This is a genomic window from Cellulosimicrobium composti (assembly GCF_009711085.1).
Lineage (GTDB): Bacteria > Actinomycetota > Actinomycetes > Actinomycetales > Cellulomonadaceae > Cellulosimicrobium > Cellulosimicrobium composti.
On record NZ_WMKA01000033.1, the window covers coordinates 1 to 18,702 of the forward strand.

13 protein-coding genes are annotated in these 18,702 nt (G+C 77.3%); 8 read left to right on the forward strand and 5 right to left on the reverse strand.

Features of this window, described 5'->3' with window-relative positions; translation table 11 throughout:
- Positions 1-422: 422 nt before the first annotated feature.
- Entirely contained in the window at positions 423-2,039 is a 1,617-nt protein-coding gene (locus GJV82_RS13285; RefSeq protein ID WP_024840447.1) for an aminopeptidase P family protein, read from the reverse strand.
- Positions 2,036-2,920 (reverse strand): alpha/beta fold hydrolase, encoded by an 885-nt coding sequence (locus GJV82_RS13290; protein WP_024840448.1) that lies wholly within the window; start codon positions 2,918-2,920, stop codon positions 2,036-2,038. The genes GJV82_RS13285 and GJV82_RS13290 overlap by 4 nt, the downstream gene beginning before the upstream one ends.
- Positions 2,921-3,037: 117 nt before the next feature.
- Between GJV82_RS13290 and GJV82_RS13295 the strand changes: the two genes are divergently transcribed.
- The 4 genes from GJV82_RS13295 to GJV82_RS13310 all read left to right on the forward strand — a co-directional run bounded on the left by GJV82_RS13295 (position 3,038) and on the right by GJV82_RS13310 (position 6,605).
- A complete protein-coding gene (locus GJV82_RS13295; protein WP_318657627.1) occupies positions 3,038-3,877 on the forward strand; it encodes a PHP domain-containing protein in 840 nt (279 codons plus the stop codon).
- 7 nt (positions 3,878-3,884) lie between these two features.
- The gene (locus GJV82_RS13300; protein ID WP_024840449.1) at positions 3,885-4,520 is read left to right on the forward strand and encodes a MarC family protein; all 636 of its coding nucleotides are present in this window, start codon (positions 3,885-3,887) and stop codon (positions 4,518-4,520) included.
- A gap of 121 nt (positions 4,521-4,641) precedes the next feature.
- Positions 4,642-5,412 carry a FadR/GntR family transcriptional regulator gene (locus tag GJV82_RS13305; protein ID WP_318657628.1) on the forward strand — a complete coding sequence of 257 codons (771 nt, stop codon included), beginning with the start codon at positions 4,642-4,644 and terminating at the stop codon, positions 5,410-5,412.
- The gene (locus GJV82_RS13310) at positions 5,409-6,605 is read left to right on the forward strand and encodes an MFS transporter (RefSeq protein ID WP_034604108.1); all 1,197 of its coding nucleotides are present in this window, start codon (positions 5,409-5,411) and stop codon (positions 6,603-6,605) included. The genes GJV82_RS13305 and GJV82_RS13310 overlap by 4 nt, the downstream gene beginning before the upstream one ends.
- A 127-nt stretch (positions 6,606-6,732) precedes the next feature.
- Here the strand turns inward: GJV82_RS13310 and GJV82_RS13315 are convergent, their stop codons facing one another.
- A complete protein-coding gene (locus GJV82_RS13315) occupies positions 6,733-8,418 on the reverse strand; it encodes a DEAD/DEAH box helicase (RefSeq protein WP_051471597.1) in 1,686 nt (561 codons plus the stop codon).
- A gap of 243 nt (positions 8,419-8,661) precedes the next feature.
- On the opposite strand from GJV82_RS13315, the gene GJV82_RS13320 reads away from it, so the two are divergent.
- Positions 8,662-9,384, forward strand: coding sequence for a ferritin-like fold-containing protein (locus GJV82_RS13320; protein WP_024840452.1), 723 nt, complete (start codon positions 8,662-8,664; stop codon positions 9,382-9,384).
- 99 nt (positions 9,385-9,483) lie between these two features.
- On the opposite strand, the gene GJV82_RS13325 is transcribed toward GJV82_RS13320, so the two are convergent.
- Together GJV82_RS13325 and GJV82_RS13330 are read right to left on the reverse strand one after the other, a co-directional pair.
- The gene (locus GJV82_RS13325) at positions 9,484-9,708 is read right to left on the reverse strand and encodes a DUF3107 domain-containing protein (protein ID WP_024840453.1); all 225 of its coding nucleotides are present in this window, start codon (positions 9,706-9,708) and stop codon (positions 9,484-9,486) included.
- A 97-nt stretch (positions 9,709-9,805) separates the two neighbouring features.
- Complete coding sequence (locus GJV82_RS13330) at positions 9,806-10,555, reverse strand: TetR/AcrR family transcriptional regulator (RefSeq protein ID WP_225873340.1); 750 nt, start codon at positions 10,553-10,555, stop codon at positions 9,806-9,808.
- Positions 10,556-10,621: 66 nt separating this feature from the next.
- Between GJV82_RS13330 and GJV82_RS13335 the strand changes: the two genes are divergently transcribed.
- From GJV82_RS13335 to GJV82_RS13345, 3 genes are read left to right on the forward strand one after another with little or no spacing between them, the layout of a single operon-like run.
- Entirely contained in the window at positions 10,622-11,602 is a 981-nt protein-coding gene (locus GJV82_RS13335) for a DUF3152 domain-containing protein (protein WP_318657629.1), read from the forward strand.
- A 57-nt stretch (positions 11,603-11,659) separates the two neighbouring features.
- The gene (locus tag GJV82_RS13340) at positions 11,660-15,088 is read left to right on the forward strand and encodes a PD-(D/E)XK nuclease family protein (protein ID WP_318657630.1); all 3,429 of its coding nucleotides are present in this window, start codon (positions 11,660-11,662) and stop codon (positions 15,086-15,088) included.
- A complete protein-coding gene (locus GJV82_RS13345) occupies positions 15,085-18,684 on the forward strand; it encodes a UvrD-helicase domain-containing protein (protein ID WP_404812982.1) in 3,600 nt (1,199 codons plus the stop codon). The genes GJV82_RS13340 and GJV82_RS13345 overlap by 4 nt, the downstream gene beginning before the upstream one ends.
- The last annotated feature ends 18 nt before the right edge of the window (positions 18,685-18,702 follow it).

Here is an 18,702-nt window from a genome sequence, read left to right on the forward strand (position 1 = left end):
CCCGCGGCGCCGGCCCGCACGCCCGACCCGCGCTGGACCACGCCCACGGGCGAGCCGCGCTACGGGGCGATGCGACCGACGTCGGACCAGCCGGCCGACGCGCCGCCCGCACCCGACGCGCCCCCCGCCTCCGGGGCGCAGCCCCCCGAGCAGCCCGAGCGCCCGGCCTGACCCCCACGACGGCGCAGGGCCGGCCCGCGGACCTCGTCGTCCGCGGGCCGGCCCTCCGTTCCGAGCGCGTCAGCGCTTACGGGTCTTGACGGCGGTCTCGGCAGCCCTCTCGCGCTTCTGGGCGCGCTTCTCCTTGAGGGACATGGACGCCGCCTTCTTGGTGCTCTTCGCCACGTGAGTTCACCTCCCCTCGCCGGTGGATGAACGGGCAACCATAGCCCAGTTCCTCCGCCGGCGGGCCGGGTCGGCGATCAGCCCCGCAGGCGCGCCATCCAGGCCTCGACGTCCTCCGGCCGGCGGGGGAGCGCGGCCGAGAGGTTCTCGTTGCCGTCCGCCGTGACGAGCACGTCGTCCTCGATGCGGACGCCGATGCCCCGGTACTCCTCGGGCACCGCGAGGTCGTCCGCCTTGAAGTACAGGCCCGGCTCGATGGTGAAGACCATGCCCGGCTCGAGCACGCCGTCCAGGTAGAGCTCGCGGCGGGCCTGCGCGCAGTCGTGCACGTCGAGCCCCAGGTGGTGGCTCGTGCCGTGCACCATCCAGCGGCGGTGCTGCTGGCCCTCGGGCGAGAGCGACTCCGCCGCCGTGACGGGCAGCAGGCCCCACTCCTCGAGGCGCGCGGCGATGACCTCCATCGCGGCGGCGTGCACGTCGCGGAACCGCGCGCCCGGCACGGCGACGGCGAACGCGGCGTCCGCGGCGTCGAGCACCGCCTGGTACACGCGGCGCTGCACGTCGGTGTACTCGCCGTCCACGGGCAGCGTGCGCGTGATGTCCGCCGTGTACAGCGAGTCGACCTCGACGCCCGCGTCGAGCAGCACGAGCTCGCCGGCCCGGACCACGCCGTCGTTGCGGATCCAGTGCAGGGTCGTGGCGTGCTCGCCCGCGGCCGCGATGGTCTCGTAGCCGACCGTGTTGCCCTCGAGGCGCGCGTGCGCGTCGAACGTCGTCTCGATGACGCGCTCGCCGCGGCGGTGGGCCGTGGCCCGCGCGAGGTTGCGCACGACCTCCTCGAACCCTGCGATCGTCGCGGCGACGGCCTCGCGCATCTGCTCGACCTCGTGCGCGTCCTTGACGAGCCGCAGCTCGGAGACCGCCTCGACGAGCGCGGCGTCCGTGCGCCGGTAGGCCGCCTCGGCGCGCGCGACCCACTCCTCGTCGGTGAGCCCCTGCTCCTCGGCGGACTCCTCCTCGGCTCCCGCCTCGGCGCGGATCGCCTCGACGAGCGCCTCGACCGCCTCGTCGGCGCCGGCGACGACGAGCAGCGTCACCCCGCCCGGGCCGACGTCCTTCGCGAGCGCGTCGCGCAGCTCGTCGACGTGCCGCGCCTCGATCCCGGTCGCGGTCGTGACGTCGTCGAGCGACGGGCGCGCGCCGACCCAGAACTCGCCGTAGCGCGCGTCGGCGTAGAACTCCTCGGTGTCGCGCGCCGCGAGCGGGCGCACGTAGAGGACGGCGTGGTGGTCCGAGCCGTCGTCGCCCGTCCCGGGCTCGACGGGGTGCAGCACGAGCACCGCGTCGGGCTCCTGGTCGGTGCCGTAGCCGGTGAGGTGGGCGAACGCCGAGTGCGGGCGGAACCGGTAGTCGGTGTCGTTCGAGCGCGTCTTCAGCGGGCCCGCGGGCACCACGAGGCGGGCGCCGGGGAACCGGGCGGAGAGCGCCGCGCGCCGTGCCGCGGTGTACGGCGCGGCGGGCAGGGGCTCGACGTCGAGCGCCGCGCGCGGCGCCCAGCCGCTCGTGATGAAGGCCTTGAACGCGTCGGAGTCGGGGCGCTGGGAGCGGTTGCTCCCGCGCGCGGCGAGGTCCTGCGCCTCGGGCGCGCCCGCGTGCTCGGGGGTCTCGGAGATGACGGGGGTGGCGTCGGTCATGCCCCCAGTCTCGCACCGCGCCCGCGGCCGAAGTCCGCGAGGGCGCGGCCGAGCACGCGGTTGAAGGCCTCGGGGGCCTCGCTGTTGACGTCGTGGCCGGCGCGCGGCACGACGACGAGGGCCGCGTCGGCGGCGGCGGCCAGGTAGCGCTGCTCGTCGAGACGCATGTGGTCCCGCGCGCCGTTGACGAGCCACACCGGGACGTCGACGTCGCGCACGTGCGCGAGCCACGAGCGGCCCGCGAGCTGCGTCAGCGCGTCGGTGACGACGTGCCACCCGGGGGCGGCGGGCCGGTGGGCCGCGCCCGCGTCGCCGGGCCCGGCGAGCGCGTGCGACGACGCCCCGCCCCCGGGCAGCGAGCGCCCGGCGCGCGTGATCGCGGACCACGCCGCGCCGCTCGTCCGCGCGGCCCAGCGCGCGCCGCGGCCGACGGCCCCGCCGCCGGCGACGACGAGGCGAGCGACGTCGCGGTACAGCGCCACGGGCTTGCCCTTGGGGTCGGACGTGCAGGCGGCGGCGACGACGCCCGCGAGGTTCGCGGGGCGGCGGGCCGCCCACGCGAGGGACGTGTACCCGCCGAGCGAGAGGCCGACGAGCGCGACGCGGCGCCCCGGGCCGAACGAGGCAGCGGCCTCGTCGAGCACCTCGAAGGACCGGTCGAGCGTGAACCGCTCGTGCGCGCGGGCCCCGTGCGCGGGCAGGTCGACCGCGACGGCGTCGTGGCCGAGCGCGCGCACGTGCTCGACCTGGCGCTCCCAGATCGCGCCGGACGTCCGCATCCCGTGCACGAACACGACGGCGGGGGGCTGGGCGGACCCGTCGGCGGGCGCCCCGGCGGGGTCGGGTGCGGGCACGGCGGGGGTGAGCGTGGTGGAGGTCATCGGTCCCGACTGTTCCACCCCAGCCTGGGACGGCCGTGGTGAGGCCCCGGGTCCCGTGTGCACATCGTGTGCGGGTCCCGTGCCACCCGGGCACGGCCCGTCACTATCCTGGTCGTCGTGCGCATCGACCTCCACACCCACTCGACCGCGTCCGACGGCACGGACGCCCCGGGGGAGGTCGTGGAAGCCGCGGCCGCGGCCGGGCTCGACGTCGTCGCGCTCACCGACCACGACACGACCGCGGGCTGGGCGCAGGCGACGGACGCGGCGCTCGCGCACGGCGTCGCGCTCGTGCGCGGCGCCGAGATATCGGCACGCTCCGGCGGGATCAGCGTGCACGTGCTGTCCTACCTGCACGACCCCGCGCACGCGGCGCTCCTCGCCGAGCTCGACCGCACGCGCGACGCGCGCACGAGCCGGGCGCGGCGCATGGTCGACCTCATCGCCCAGGACTACCCCATCACGTGGGAAGATGTCCTCGCGCAGACCGTCGAGGGGACGACGATCGGCCGCCCGCACATCGCGGACGCGCTCGTCGCCGCGGGCCTCTCGCCCGACCGCTCGGCGGCGTTCGCGACCATCCTCGCCGCGAACACGCCGTACTACGTGCCGCACTACGCGCCCGACGCCGTCGCGGCCGTGCGCGGGATCCGTGCCGCGGGCGGGGTGCCCGTCTTCGCCCACCCGGGTGCGGACGGACGCGGGCGCGTCGTGGCCGACGCCGTCATCGAGGAGATGGCGGAGGCCGGGCTCGCGGGGCTCGAGGTGTTCCACCGCGACCACGACGAGCGCCAGCGCGCACGGCTCGAGGACCTGGCCCGGACCCTGGGCCTGTTCGTCACCGGGTCGAGCGACTACCACGGGGCCGGCAAACCGAACCGGCTCGGGGAGAACACGACAGCACCGACCGTGCTGGAGCAGATCGAGGAGCAAGGACAGTTGGACGTGATCCGATGAGCGGACGATGAGCGAGTTCTTCGACGTCCGGCTCTTCACGGAGGTCTTCGTCACCCTGTTCGTCATCATGGACCCGCCCGGCACGGTGCCGGTGTTCCTGGGCCTGACGGGCGCGATGGGTGCCAAGCAGCGCAACCAGGCGGCGCGGACCGCGATCTTCGTCGCGTTCGGCGTGATCGTCGCGTTCGCGGTCTTCGGCCAGCAGATCCTCAGCTACATGCACATCTCGCTCCCCGCGCTCCAGACCGCGGGCGGCCTGCTGCTGCTCCTCGTGGCGATGGAGCTCCTCACGGGCAAGATGGAGGAGCCGCAGCCGTCCGGGAACAAGAGCGTCAACGTGGCGCTCGTGCCGCTCGGGACGCCGCTGCTCGCGGGGCCGGGCGCGATCGTGGCGACGATGGTCTTCGTCCAGCGCGCGGGCGAGCGCGGCGGCGGGGTCGCGGAGTGGGTCGCGATCGCGGCGGGCGTCGTCGCGGTGCACGTGTGCCTGTGGCTCTCGATGCGCTTCGCGAACGTCATCAACCGCGTCCTCGGCGACTCGGGCACGATCCTCGTGACGCGGATCGCCGGTCTGCTCCTCGCGGCGATCGCGGTCCAGCTCGTGGCCGACGCCGTGATCGAGTTCGTCCAGAACGCCTCGTAGCGGGTCCCACCGTCCAGAACGCCTCGTCGCGGGTCTCACCGTGCTCCGCGCAGGGCGTTGCGCCGTGGCCGTGCAGCCGCGCGGCCACTCGCCATCAAACAGGGGATGTTAGGTTCTTTCGGTGCCCGAGCCGATCGTCCCGCCCCGCAAGGTCTCCGAGCTCGTCGTCGAGCGCCTCACGCAGCGCGTGGAGCGCGGCGAGTGGCCCGTGGGCACGCGCATCCCGCCCGAGCCCGAGCTCGTCGCCGAGCTCGGCGTCGGGCGCAACACCGTCCGCGAGGCCGTGCGCGCGCTCGAGCACGCCGGGATCCTCGAGCCGCGGCGCGGCGACGGCACCTACGTCCGCGCGGCCGACGGGCTCGACGCGGCCCTGAACCGGCGCGCACGGACCACGGACGCGTTCCACGTGCTCGAGGTACGCGGGATCCTCGAGCGCGGCGCGGCGCGCGCCGCGGCCGAGCGGGACGACCCCGGCGCGCTCGTGCGCCTCGACGCCGCGCTCGCCGCCCAGGTCGCGGCGCGCGCCGGGGACGAGGACGCCTTCCAGGCCGCCGACGTCGCGTTCCACGCCGAGGTCGTGCGCGCGGCGGGCAACCCGCTGCTCGCGGACCTCTACGACGGGCTCGACCACGCGCTCGTGCGGTCGTTCCCCTCGGGCGAGCAGCGGCGGCACCACCGTGCGGTGCCCGGGCACGAGGAGGTCGTCGCCGCGATCCGCGCGCACGACCCCGCCGCGGCCGAGGCGGCCGTCGCCGCGACGATCGCGACGGTGCGGGCCCACCTCGTCGAGGCGGCGCGCGGCGCACCGGACGGCCCCGACGTCCCCGGCGGCTCGGGCGCCCGCGGCGCGCGCCCGACCGGGGGCGCCGACGAGAGCGGGGCCGGCGCGTGACGGGCCTGCGGCGCCCGCTCGGCGTGGGCGCGGTCGTCGCGATCGTCCTGGCGGCGCTCAACCTGCGCCCCGCCGTCGTGGCGATCTCCCCGCTGCTCGGCGACATCCGCGCCGACGAGGACCTGAGCGCGACGGCGGCGGGCGTCCTCACGACGCTGCCCGTCCTGTGCTTCGGTCTGCTCGCGCCCGTCGCGCCCGTGCTCGCGCGACGCTGGGGGCTCGAGCGCGCACTCCTCGCGAGCCTCGCCGCGCTGTGCGCCGGTTTCGCCCTGCGCCTCGTGCCCGACGCGTGGGCCCTGTTCGCCGGGACCGTCGTGGCCGGGTGCGCGATCGGTCTCGGCAACGTGCTCCTGCCCGCGCTCATCAAGCGCGACTTCGCCGACCGCATCGGCCTCATGACGGGGCTGTACTCGATGGCGCTGTCCGGCGGCGCGGCGCTCGCCGCGGGGCTGACGCTCCCGGTCGCGGCCGCGACGGGCCTCGACTGGCGCGGGGCGCTCGCGAGCTGGGGCGTGCTCGCCGTGGTCGGTGCGCTCGTGTGGGTGCCGCGCGCGCTGCGGCCCGACCCCGGCGGCGCGTCCGCGTTCCGCGGGCTGCCCGGCGCGAGCCCGGCCGGGGCGCGGTCGGCGGTGTGGCGCAGCCCGCTCGCCTGGGCGGTGACCGTCGTCATGGGCATGCAGTCGCTGTCGTTCTACGCGGTCAACGCGTGGCTCCCGGAGATCATGGTCGGGCTCGGCCGCACCCCGGAGGCCGGCGGGTGGCTCCTCGCGCTGTGCAACCTCGCGGGCATCCTCGGGTCGTTCGTCACCCCCGTCCTCGCCGGGCGGATGCCTCGCCAGCGCGGCATCGGCGTCGTGCTCGTCACGCTCGTCGGGACGGGGCTGCTCGGCCTCGCGCTCGCCCCCGGCGCCGCGCCGGCGTGGGTCGTGCTCGTGGGGCTCGGGCAGGGCGGCGGGATCAGCCTCGCGCTCACGCTCATGGCGCTGCGGGCGCGCGACGCCGCGCACACGTCCGAGCTCTCCGGGATGGCGCAGAGCGCCGGGTACCTCCTCGCAGCCGGCGGCCCGCTCGGCCTCGGGCTCGCGCACGACCTCACGGGCGCGTGGCTCGTGCCGCTGCTCCTGCTCGTGGCGGCCGCCGTCGTGCAGGGCGTCGCCGTGTGGTTCGCCGGTCGCGACGCGCACGTCCACTGACCCCCGAGCCCGAGCCCGAGCCCGAGCCCGGGGCCCGGCCACCCGACGCCCGACCCCGGGGACGACGAAACCGGGCCGCTCCCGCCGCGACGTGGCGGAGGGTGCGACCCGGGGTCCGGTGCCGTGACTACTCGGCGGGCTGGGGCGCGGCCGACGCGCCGCCGTCCTGCTCGACGGGGCGGCCGCCGCGCGTGCGGCGGCGGCTGCGCGACCGACGACGACGCTCGCCGCCCTCGGACGCGGTGCCCGCCTCGGGCGACTGCGGCCGCTCGCGGTCGCCGCCGCCTGCGCCGGAGCGCTCGCCCTCGGCGCCGCGCCCGCGGCCCTGGCCGCCGGACCGGCCGCGGCCGCCCTGCTCGCCGCGCCCGCGGCCCTCCGAGCGACCGCCCTCCGAGCGACCGCCGTCCGACCGGCCGCCGTCCGCACGACCGCGCCCGCGCGAGCCGCCGGCCGGCGTGTGCCGCTTGCCGGTCTCGCCGAGGTCCTCGATCTCCTCCGCGTCGAGCCCGGCGAGGGTACGCCGGTCCTTGGGGAGGCGGCCCTTGGTGCCCTCGGGGATGTGCAGGTCCGTGTACAGGTGCGGCGAGCTCGAGTACGTCTCGACCGGCTCGGGGATGCCGAGGTCGAGGGCCTTGTCGATGAGCGACCAGCGGGGGATGTCGTCCCAGTCGACGAACGTGACCGCAGTGCCCTTGTTGCCCGCGCGGCCGGTGCGGCCGGTGCGGTGCAGGTACGTCTTCTCGTCCTCGGGGCACTGGTAGTTCACGACGTGGGTGACGTCCTCGACGTCGATGCCGCGCGCCGCGACGTCCGTCGCGACGAGCACGTCGATCTTGCCGTTGCGGAACGCGCGCAGCGCCTGCTCGCGCGCGCCCTGGCCCAGGTCGCCGTGGATCGAGCCGGCCGCGAAGCCGCGGTCGACGAGCTCGTCCGCGACCTTCGCCGCGGTGCGCTTGGTCCGCGCGAACACGATCGTGCGGCCACGGCCGTCGGCCTGGAGGATGCGCGCGAGCATCTCGACCTTGTCCAGCGCGTGCGCGCGGTAGACGACCTGCTCGATGTTCTTGACCGTCTGGCCGCCGTCGTCCGGGTCGTTCGCGCGGATGTGCGTCGGCTGCTTCATGTACCGGCGGGCCATCGAGACGACGGCGCCCGGCATGGTGGCCGAGAAGAGCATCGTGTGCCGCTGCGCGGGCGTGCGGGCCAGGATCTTCTCGACGTCGGGCAGGAACCCGAGGTCGAGCATCTCGTCCGCCTCGTCGAGGACCACGGTCGCGGCCCGCGTGAGGTTGAGGTGGCCCTGGTTCATGAGGTCGATCATGCGGCCCGGGGTGCCGACGACGACCTCGACGCCGCGCTGCAGCGCCTCGACCTGCGGCTCGTAGGCGCGGCCGCCGTAGAGCTGGACGATGCGCACCGAGCGACGCTTCGAGGCCGTGGTGAGGTCGTTCGCGACCTGGACGGCGAGCTCGCGCGTCGGGACGACGACGAGCGCCTGCGGCTTGCCGGGCGCGGGCAGCTCGTCGAAGCCGGGCTCACCCGGGGCGACGACGCGGTGCAGCAGCGGGACGCCGAACCCGAGGGTCTTGCCCGTGCCGGTCTTGGCCTGGCCGATGATGTCGTGGCCGGACATGGCGACGGGGAGCGTCATCGCCTGGATGGGGAAGGGCTGGACGATGCCCGCGTCGGAGAGCGCGTCGACGATCTCCTGGCGCACGCCGAAGTCGGCGAAGGTGGTGTTGTCCGCGTGGACGCTCGCGGCGACGGTCGTCGCGTCGGCGTCCACGTCGGGAGTCGCGTCTGTGGTGGTCACTGGTGTGCCTCTGTCTCGTTCGGGCACGCGCGACCGTCGGCGGGCCCGGCGGGGCCCGGAACCGGGAGCCTCCCGGTCGCGGTCGTACGCGCCTCGTGGCCGGCAGCCGATCGTGGGATGTCGTGGCCAGGCCCGCTCCGCGGGCCGTGCCGTGCCGTCGTCGTGCGCGTGACGAGCGTGAGGTCTGGACGACCGGGCAACCGATGTACGCCCGCCATGATATCGGACAACTATCCTGGCCCGATGAGCGACGCCCCGAACGCGACCCCCACGACCCTGCCCGCGGGGGACCACGCCGACGCGGTGGAGCTCCTGGGGCTCGTCGCCTACACCGAGCTCGCGAGCTTCGGCCGCCTCGCCGGGGACGCCGCCCACGCCCCGACGCTGCGTCAGCGCCAGGCGCTGTCCCGGCTCGCCGCCGCGATGCTCGACCGCCAGGAGCGTGTGCTCGTGCGCGTGGGCGAGCTGGGCGGCGACCCGGACGACTGCATGACGGCGTTCGACGGGATCTTCGACGACTTCGACGCCCGCACGCGGCCGAGCACGTGGTGGGAGGGCATCCTCAAGGGCTACGTGGGCCAGGGCGTCGCGGACGACTTCTGCCTGCTCGCCGCCCAGGGTCTCGACGAGCGGTCGCGGACCGTCGTCGTGGACGCCCTGACGCAGGACACGCCGTCCCAGCGGTACGCGCCCGTCATCGCCGAGGCGGCCGCGACCGACCCGGTGCTCTCGTCGCGCCTCGCGCTGTGGGGGCGACGCCTCGTCGGCGAGGCGCTCGGCGTCGTGGGCGTCGTGCTGGCCGAGCGCCCGGCGCTCGCGCGGCTCGTCGCCGCCGGCGCGGCGGCCGAGGCGCCGGAGCCGGGCGAGCCCGGCGGCGGCCCGGAGCCCGCGACGCAGTCGTGGGTGTTCGCGCAGCTCACCGCGGAGCACGCGCGCCGCATGGACCGTCTCGGCCTCGCCGCCTGAGGCGACGACGGCTCCGGTCCGGCAGACGGCACACCGCCGCCGCGCCGGGCGGCGCGACGGCGGCGTCGGTCGGGGCGCGCCCTCAGGGGCGCGCGGACGTCACAGGGAGCCGAAGCCCACGCGACGCGGCTCCTCGGTGCCGATCTCGACGTACCCGAGGGACGCCGTCGGCACGATCACGCGCCGGCCCCGGGTGTCCGTGAGCTCCAGGGCGGGGGCGCCGCCGAGCGCGTCGGCGACCGCGGTCGCCACGGCCTCGGCGGACAGGTCCGTGTCGACGACGATCTCACGGGCCAGGTTCTGCACACCGATCGTGACTTCCACTCAGCTCTCCTCACAGCGGCTGCGCCAGGCGCAGCGACGACGGGCCTCGGTCCGCCCGGGTGGGGCGTCCCACCGGCGGCAACGCGATCGATAGTAGTCAGATTCCCGCGGCCGACCCGTCGAGCGCGGCGGCGTCGTCCTGCGCGTCGGCCGAGGGCCGGGAACGGCGCAGCATCCCGTGCACGCCGCGCCACACGAGCCGCGGCACGAGCCGGGTGACGTCGTCGGCCGTCGCGCCGTCGGGGCGGACGACCTCGGTCGCCGCCGCGCGCCCCACGGCCGTGCACGTGCGCGCGACGACGAGCGCCTCGCCGGCGTCGAGGTCGGCGATCCGCACGAGGACGTCGGCGAACGCCCCCGCGATCCGGGCGTCGGGCTCGAGCACGCGCGCGCGGACCACCGGGTCCCGCATGACGTCGGACTCGAAGAGCAGCGCCGCCGAGCGGCCGGCCGTGCACGCGTAGGCGACGTACGCGCGCACGATGCCCTCGAGGACCGCGAGCCCGTCGACCGCGAGCGCGTCGAGGTCGCCTGCCTCCACCCCGGGAGCGGGCTCGCGGAACGGGTCGAGCGTCGTGTGCACGGCCCGGACGAGCCGCTCGCCCTGCTCGTCGACGATCGCGAGGTAGAGGTCGAGCTTCGAGGGGAAGTGGCGGTAGAGCACCGGTTTGCCGACGCCGGCACGGTCGGCGATGTCGTCCATCGAGATGTGGTGGTACCCCTGCGAGGCGAAGAGCTCCTCGGCGATCGCCAGGAGCTGGGCCCGGCGCGCGTCCCGCGGCATGCGGGTGCGCGCGGCGGCGGGCGGCGCGGCCGCGTCGCGCATGTGTCCGCTGGCTCCCGTCATGGGGGGAGGATACGGAAACCCCTCCTCGTGTCGACCCCGTGTCGCGAGGAGTGGGACGATGGGCGCGTGCCTGACAGACAATCCCTCCCGAACCGGTCCACGGCGCCCCGCGCGGCCCGCCCGCCACGGGGTCTGCGGCACGGGGCCGCCGTCGCCGCGTGCCTCGTCCTCGGGTTCGGCGGGGGCGCCGCGACGGCCGAGGTGTGGGACGTCCCGCACCCGCGCGGCGCGAGCCCCGAGGCGGCCGCGAGCCGGCAGGACCCGCCGGCCCCGGTCCGCGAGGAGGACGACGCGGCGAGCCGGTCCGCGGTCGGGCGCGCCGGCGCTGCCGCGAGCGCGCCCGAGCGCGCCCCGGCGCTCGACCTGCTCGCCCCCCGCCCCGACGCGATCACGGCGCCCGACCCGGCGCCGTCGGCCGAGCCGGGGATGACGACGCCGGAGCCGCCCGTCGCCGAGCAGCCGCCCGAGCCACCGGTCGCCGATCCCGGCTCCGGGCTCCTGGGCGACGTCGTCGTCGTCGCGCCCGACCTCGGCGGCGCGCTCGCCGTCGTCCCGGGCGAGAGCCCCGCGCCCGGTGGGGGCACGGTCAGGTCCGTCCGGGTCGAGGTCGAGGAGGGCCTGCCCGTCGACGGCGAGGTGTTCGCGACGGCCGTCCTCACGACGCTCAACGACCCGCGCGGGTGGTCCGGCCCCGACGGCGTGACGTTCTCGCGCACCGCGGCCGACGACGCGTCGATCCGCGTCGTGCTCGCGAGCCCCGCGACGACCGACCGTCTGTGCGCGCCCCTCGAGACCGAGGGGACGTACTCCTGCGGGAACTCCGTGACGGGCGTCGCGGTCCTCAACTTCGAGCGCTGGGTGCTCGGCGCGCCCGACTTCGGCGACGACGTCGCGACCTACCGCCAGTACCTCGTCAACCACGAGGTGGGGCACGTCCTGGGGCACGGGCACGAGGACTGCCCGGCCCCGGGCGCGGTCGCCCCGGTGATGGTGCAGCAGTCGATCTCGGCCCAGGGCTGCCTCGTCAACGGGTGGCCCGTGCCGTAGCGCGCCGCGCCGGGCTCGTGGCACCGCGGTGTCGGTGGCGCGTGATGGGATCTGACCGTGCCCCGGACGACCGCCCCCCGCCTCGTCGCGCGGCCTCGGGACGTCGAGGCCGACGTCGAGCTCGACCCCTCTCAGCGGGCCGCCGTCGCCGCGGCCGCCGGGCCGGGCGCGACGCTCGTCGTGGGAGCGCCCGGGACGGGCAAGACGCTCGTGGCCCAGGAGGTCGTGCTCGCGGCGCTCGCGGACGGGCTTCCCCCCGAGCGCGTCCTGCTCCTCGCGGCGTCGCGGCGCGCGGCGGCGGCGCTGCGCGACCGGCTGTCCGCGCGCGCCCGGCGCACGGTCGGCGCCCCGATGGTCCGCACGGCGGCGTCCGCGGCGTTCGCCGTCCTGCGCGAGCGCGCGGCCGCGCTCGGTGAGCCGGACCCGACGCTCATCTCCGGCCCGGAGCAGGACCTCGTGCTCGCGGAGCTGCTCGAGGGCCACCTCGACGGCTCCCTCGCGCACCTGTCCCCGCTCGTCCTCCCGCCGGGCCTGCCCGAGGAGTCGCTCGGCCTGCGGGGCCTGCGCCAGGAGCTGCGCGACCTCCTCATGCGCGCCGCCGAGCGCGGCCTGACGCCGGGCGACCTCGCGGCCCTCGGGGAGCGGTACGACCGCCCGGAGTGGAGGCTGGGCGCCCAGCTCTTCGCGGAGTACCTCGACGTGACGGCCCTGCGCTCGGGCACGCCGGACGCCGGCGCCCGCTACGACCCGGCGGTCGTCGTGGACGAGGCGGCCGAGGCCCTGATCGCGTGGGACGACGAGGTGCCCGACGCCGCGCGGCCCCGCTGGGACCTCGTCGTCGTCGACGACTACCAGGAGGCGACGGTCGCGACGGCGCGCCTGCTGCACGTGCTGCACGACGACGGCGCGCGCCTCGTCCTGCTCGGCGACCCCGACGCGGCGGTGCAGACGTTCCGCGGCGCGAGCCCGGGCCTCGTGGGGCGCGCGTCGGCCCCGCCGCGCCGGGACGGCGCGCGGCGCGGCGAGCTCGGCGCGCGCGTCGCCGTCCTCGGGACGGCGTGGCGCCAGACCGGTCCGCTGCGCGCGGTCACGCAGCGCGTCGCCGCGCAGGTGGGGACCGTCGCGGGCGCGGTGCACCGCGGTGCGGCGCCCCGCACGGCACCGGACGACCCGGCGGACGTCGCACCCGGGCCGTCGGCCGAGAAGGTTCCGCCGGTCCAGGTCGCCGTGCTCTCCGCCGTCGCGCAGGAGGCCGCGTACGTGGCGCGCGAGCTGCGCGCCGAGCACCTGCTCCACGGCACGCCGTGGCACCGCATGGCGGTCGTCGCGCGCACGGGCACGCGGCTCGCCGCGCTGCGCCGCGAGCTCGTCGCGGCCTCGGTGCCGGTCACGCTGCTCGGGTCCGACGTGCCGCTGCGCGACGAGCCCGCCGTCGCGCCGCTGCTCGCCGCGGTGCGCGTGTGCGTCGCGGAGCCCGACGACCCGGGTGCGCTCGACCCGTTCACGGCGGCGGCGCTGCTCACGTCGCCCGTCGGCGGCCTCGACGTCGTCGCGCTGCGCCGGCTGCGGCGCGCGCTGCGCGCCGAGGAGCTCGAGGGCGGGGGCGGGCGGTCGTCCGACGCGCTGCTCGTCGAGGTCCTCGAGGACCCGGCGCGCGCCGCGACGCTTCCGCCGACCGTGCGGCGCGGCCCTGTCGCGGTCGCCCGTGCGCTCGCGGCGGGGCGCGCCGCGGCGGCCGAGCCCGGCGCGACGGCGCAGACGGTGCTGTGGGCGGTGTGGGCCGCGACGGGCCTCGCGGAGCGGTGGCGGTCGGCGGCGCTCGACGGCGGTCCGGCCGGGGCGCGCGCGGACCGCGACCTCGACGCGGTGCTCGCCCTGTTCCGCGCCGCGGAGACGTTCGTCGACCGCATGCCGGGGGCGCCCGCGGGCGCGTTCGTCGAGTACCTCGCGTCCCAGGACCTGCCCGCGGACTCGCTCGCCGCGAGCGCGAGCGGCGCGGACGCCGTCGCGGCGCTCACCCCGGCGGGCGCCGCCGGGCGCGAGTGGGACGTCGTCGTGGTCGCGGGCGTGCAGGACGGCGTGTGGCCCGACCTGCGGCTGCGCGACTCGCTGCTCGGCTCGCAGGCGCTCGTCGAGCTCCTCGCGGGGCGCGCGCACGACGCGCACGGCGTGGGCGCGCAGGCGCGAGCCCAGGTCCTCGCGGACGAGCTGCGCGCGTTCGTCGTCGCGACGTCGCGCGCGACGCGCCGCCTCGTGGTCACCGCGGTGCAGGACGCCGAGGAGACGCCGTCGGTGTTCTGCGACCTCGTCGCGCCGCCCGCCGCACCGGACGACGGGACCGACGGACCGGACGACGGGCCGGGCACGCCCGGCGACGGGGCCGGCGACCCGGGGGCTGCTCCCGGCGAGGGGGGCGGCTCCGCGGCACGGGACGCGGAGCGGCGCCACGTGCGCGTCGGCGCCCCGCTGGACCTGCGCGGCCTGGTCGCGGCGGCGCGCGGCGTGCTCGTCGAGGCGGCGGCGCGCGAGGCGGCGGTGACCGAGACCGCGGTGACCGAGACCGCGGTGACCGGGGCCGCGGCGACCGAGGAGCGGGGCGGGCCGGACCCCCGCGCGGTCGCCGCGGCGACGCTCCTCGCGGACCTCGGGGCGCTCGGCGTCGCGGAGGCGCGTCCGGAGACCTGGTACGGCGTCGCGGGCGTCTCGAGCGCCGCACCCCTGCGCCGCCCGGAGGAGACCGTCGTCGTGTCGCCGTCGAAGGTCGAGACGGTCTCGACGTGCCCGCTGCGCTGGTCGCTCGAGGCGGCCGGCGGGACGGCGCCCGACGCGACCCACCAGAGCCTCGGCACGCTCGTGCACTCGATCGCGGAGAGCCATCCCACGGGGTCGCTCGCCGAGCTGCGCGCGGAGCTCGACCGCCGGTGGGCCGAGCTCGCGCTGCCCGACGGCTGGCCCGCGCGCCAGCTCCGCCGCCGCGCCGAGCGCATGATCGACAAGCTCGCCGCGTACGTCGCGCAGGCGGGCGAGCCGCTCCTCGTGGAGCCGACGTTCGACGTCACGGTGGGGCGCGCGCGCCTGCGCGGCACGATCGACCGGGTCGAGGCTGCGGGCGACGGCGCGGTCCGGGTGGTCGACCTCAAGACGGGCCGCCGCACCGCGACGAAGGCGGAGGGCGCCGAGCACCCGCAGCTCGGCGCCTACCAGCTCGCGGTCGAGGCGGGTGCGCTCGACGTGCCCGAGGGCACGCGCAGCGCGGGCGCCCAGCTCGTGTACGTGGGCAGCACGCACGTGGGCCCGGCCGTCGTGCCGCAGCCCGCGCTCGACCCCGCCCCCGACGGGTCGAGCTGGGCCCGCGAGCTCGTCGAGGAGGCCGCCGGGACGATGTCGGCGGCCACGTTCACGGCACGCCAGAACGGGCTGTGCGAGATGTGCCCCGTGCGCCGCGCGTGCCCGGTGCAGCCCGAGGGCAGGAGGGTGGTCGCGTGAGCAGCGAGCTGTTCGAGCTCCCGGAGCCGGCCGGTCCGGCGGTGCGGCTCGTCGCGGCCGACGGCGTCGCGCTCGAGCCGGCCGAGCACGGGCCCGCGACCCCCGAGCCGGTCCGGCCCACGCTCTCCGCGACGCGCATCGCCGACCTGCTGGGCCGCCCCCGCCCGACGCCCGAGCAGGTCGAGGTCATCGAGGCGCCGCTCGAGCCGACGCTCGTGGTCGCGGGCGCGGGATCGGGCAAGACGGAGACGATGGCGGCCCGCGTCGTGTGGCTCATCGCGAACGGGCTCGTCGCGCCGGACGCGGTGCTCGGCCTGACGTTCACGCGCAAGGCGGCGGGCGAGCTCGCCGAGCGCGTCCAGGTGCGGCTCGCGCAGCTCGCCCGGGCCCGCGGGGGCGCGGCGTCGGCGCTGTCGCTGCTCGACCGGCCGACGGTCGCGACCTACAACGCGTACGCCGCGTCCCTCGTCGGCGACCACGGGCTGCGCGTCGGCGTCGAGCCGGGGTCCCGGCTCCTCGGCGAGGCGCAGCAGTGGCAGCTCGCGTCCGAGGTCGTCGAGGGCTGGGACGACGACCTCGGCACGGACCGCGCGCTGAGCACGGTCGTCGCGGCCGTCCTCGGGCTCTCCGGCGCGCTCGGCGAGCACCTGCTCGAGCCCGCGGAGGCGCGCGACCGCCTCGCGGGCATCGTCGAGCAGCTCGACGCGCTCCCGCTCGGTCCCCGCCAGAAGGCGCGGACCAAGGAGGTGGAGAAGCTCGTCGGGGACGTCGCCGAGCGCGTGCGGCTGCTCGACGTGGTCGCGGAGTACCGGCGCCGCAAGCGCGCGACGGACTCCCTCGACTTCGGCGACCAGGTCGCGCTCGCGGCGCGCCTCGCGCGCGAGGTCCCGGTCGTGGGCGAGACGGAGCGCGCCCGGTACCGCGTGGTCCTGCTCGACGAGTACCAGGACACGTCGCACGCGCAGGTCGAGCTGCTCGCGGGCCTGTTCGGCGGCGGGCACCCGGTGACGGCGGTGGGCGACCCGCACCAGTCGATCTACGGCTGGCGCGGCGCGAGCGCGGGCGGGCTCGCGCGGTTCCCCGAGCGCTTCCCGCGCGCCACGGGCGACAGGTCGGCCGTGCGCTTCCTGTCGACGTCGTGGCGCAACGACGCCGCCGTGCTCGCCGCCGCGAACGTCACCGCCGCCCCGCTGCGCAGCGCCGGGCAGGGCGCGTCGGGCGACCGGGTCGAGGTGCCGCCGCTCGGGCTGCGCGACGACGCGGGGCCGGGCACGGTGTCCGCGCACGTCGCCGCGACGGCGGAGGAGGAGGCCGCCGCGGTCGCCGAGCTCGTCGCGGCGCGCTGGCGCCCGGCGAGCGCGCCGGGCGGTCGCGTCACCGCCGCGGTGCTGTGCCGCAAGCGCAGCCAGTTCGCCGCGGTCGAGGTCGCCCTGCGCCGCCGCGGCCTGCCCGTCGAGGTCGTGGGACTCGGCGGCCTCCTCACGACGCCGGAGGTCGTCGACGTCCTCGCGCTCCTCGAGGCCGTGCACGATCCCTCGCGCGGCGACGCGCTCGTGCGGCTCCTCACCGGGCCGCGTCTCAACCTCGGCGCGGCGGACCTGCACGCGCTCGGGAGCCGCGCCGCGGACCTCGCGCGACACGAGGGCGCGCTCGGGTCCCGCCGACGTGACGCGCCCGAGGACGGCGACGGGCCCGTCGTCGTCGAGGGCGACGTGGCCGACCACCGGTCGATCGTCGACGCGCTCGACGACCTGCCCGCGCCGGGGCAGGCCGCGTCCGACGGCCGCACGCTCACGCCGCAGGGCCACGCGCGCCTGTCGGCCCTGTCGCGGACCCTGCGCGCGCTGCGCGGGCTGACCTACCTCTCGCTCCCGGAGCTCGTCGTCGAGGCGGAGCGCGCGCTCGGTCTCGACGTCGAGGCCGTGACGAACGAGGCGCTGCTCGCGTCGCGCAGGCTCGCGGACCCCGAGGCCGTGAGCGACCGCGCGCGCGAGCACCTCGACGCGTTCCGCGACGTCGCCGCGACCTTCAGCCAGACGGCCGACGTCGTGACGCTCGGGGCGTTCCTCGCGTGGCTCGGGGTGGCGTCGACGCGCGAGAACGGGCTGGACCTGCCGGTGCGCGAGCCCGACCCGGACGCGGTGCAGGTCATCACGGCCCACGCCGCGAAGGGCCTCGAGTGGGACGTCGTCGTGGTGCCGGGTCTCGTGGACGGGGTCTTCCCGACGACGGCCCGGTCGTCGTCCGGCGTCCGCGCGGACAGCGGGTGGCTGACCGACGTGAGCCAGCTCCCGTACCCGCTGCGCGGCGACGCCGCGGACCTGCCGGCGTTCCGGTACGACCTCGCGTCCGACACGAAGGAGCTCGTCGCGCGCCGCGACGAGTTCCGCGCGGCGTGCGGCGAGCACCAGCTCGCGGAGGAGCGGCGCCTCGCGTACGTCGCGTTCACGCGCGCCCGCCGCGAGCTGTACCTCACCGCGTCGTGGTGGCAGACGGGCTCGCGCCCGCGCGCGCTCTCCCCGTTCCTGCTCGAGCTCGTCGAGGCCGGCGTCGTCGCGGCGGACGGCTGGTCCGCCCCGCCCGGGCCCGACGACACCAACCCGCTCGAGGACGTCGAGGTCACGGGCACGTGGCCCGCGCCCGACGACGCCCCCGCGGGCTCCGCCCGCGCGTTCCTGCGCCGGACCGCCGCCGCGGTCGAGCGGGCAGCCGCCGACCGCGCCGCCGCGGACCGCACGGTCGCCGACGCTGCCGGCCGCGCCGTTGCGGGTCGTGCGGACGTCGGCCGGCCGCGTGGCGACGGTGCGCCGGGAGGCGACGGTGCGCCGGGTGGTGACGGCCTGCCGGACGGTCGTGAGCCGGGGGGCGGTGCGGCGGGCCTGACGGCTCCGACGGGCGTGCTCGTCGACGGCGAGGGCCGCGACCTCGTCGCGCTCGCGCGGGTCCTGCTCGCGGAGCGCGCGGAGCGGTCGGGGCGCGAGGTCGAGCTGCCGCCGCACGTGTCGGCGTCGAGCCTCGTGCGGCTCGCGGCCGACCGCGACGAGTACGCGCTGCACCTGCGCCGCCCGGTCCCGGTCGAGCCCACGGTGCACGCCCGGCGCGGCACGAGGTTCCACCTGTGGGCCGAGCGCTACTTCACGACGTCGTCGCTGCTCGACGTCGAGGACCTCCCGGGCGCGGACGACGACGACCTCGACCCTGACGCCGACCTCGAGACGCTCCAGCGCACGTTCCTCGCCTCGGAGTGGGCCGCGCGCACGCCCCTCGCGGTCGAGGTCGACGTCGAGACGCCCGTGGGCGCCACCGTCCTGCGCTCGCGCATCGACGCGGTGTTCCCCGAGGAGCCCGAGCACGCGGGCGGGGCGCACGACGCCGTCGTGGTGGTCGACTGGAAGACGGGCCGGGCGCCGTCGGACGCCGCCGCGCGCAGCGTCCGCGAGGTGCAGCTCGCCGTCTACCGGCTGGCGTGGTCGCGCTGGACGGGCCTGCCGCTGGAGAAGGTCAACGCCGCGTTCTACTACGTCGCGTCCGACGAGACGGTGCGGCCGCGCCGACTCCTCGGCGAGGCCGAGATCGAGGCTCTGCTCGCGGGCTGACGTGCCCGCGCGGCCGCA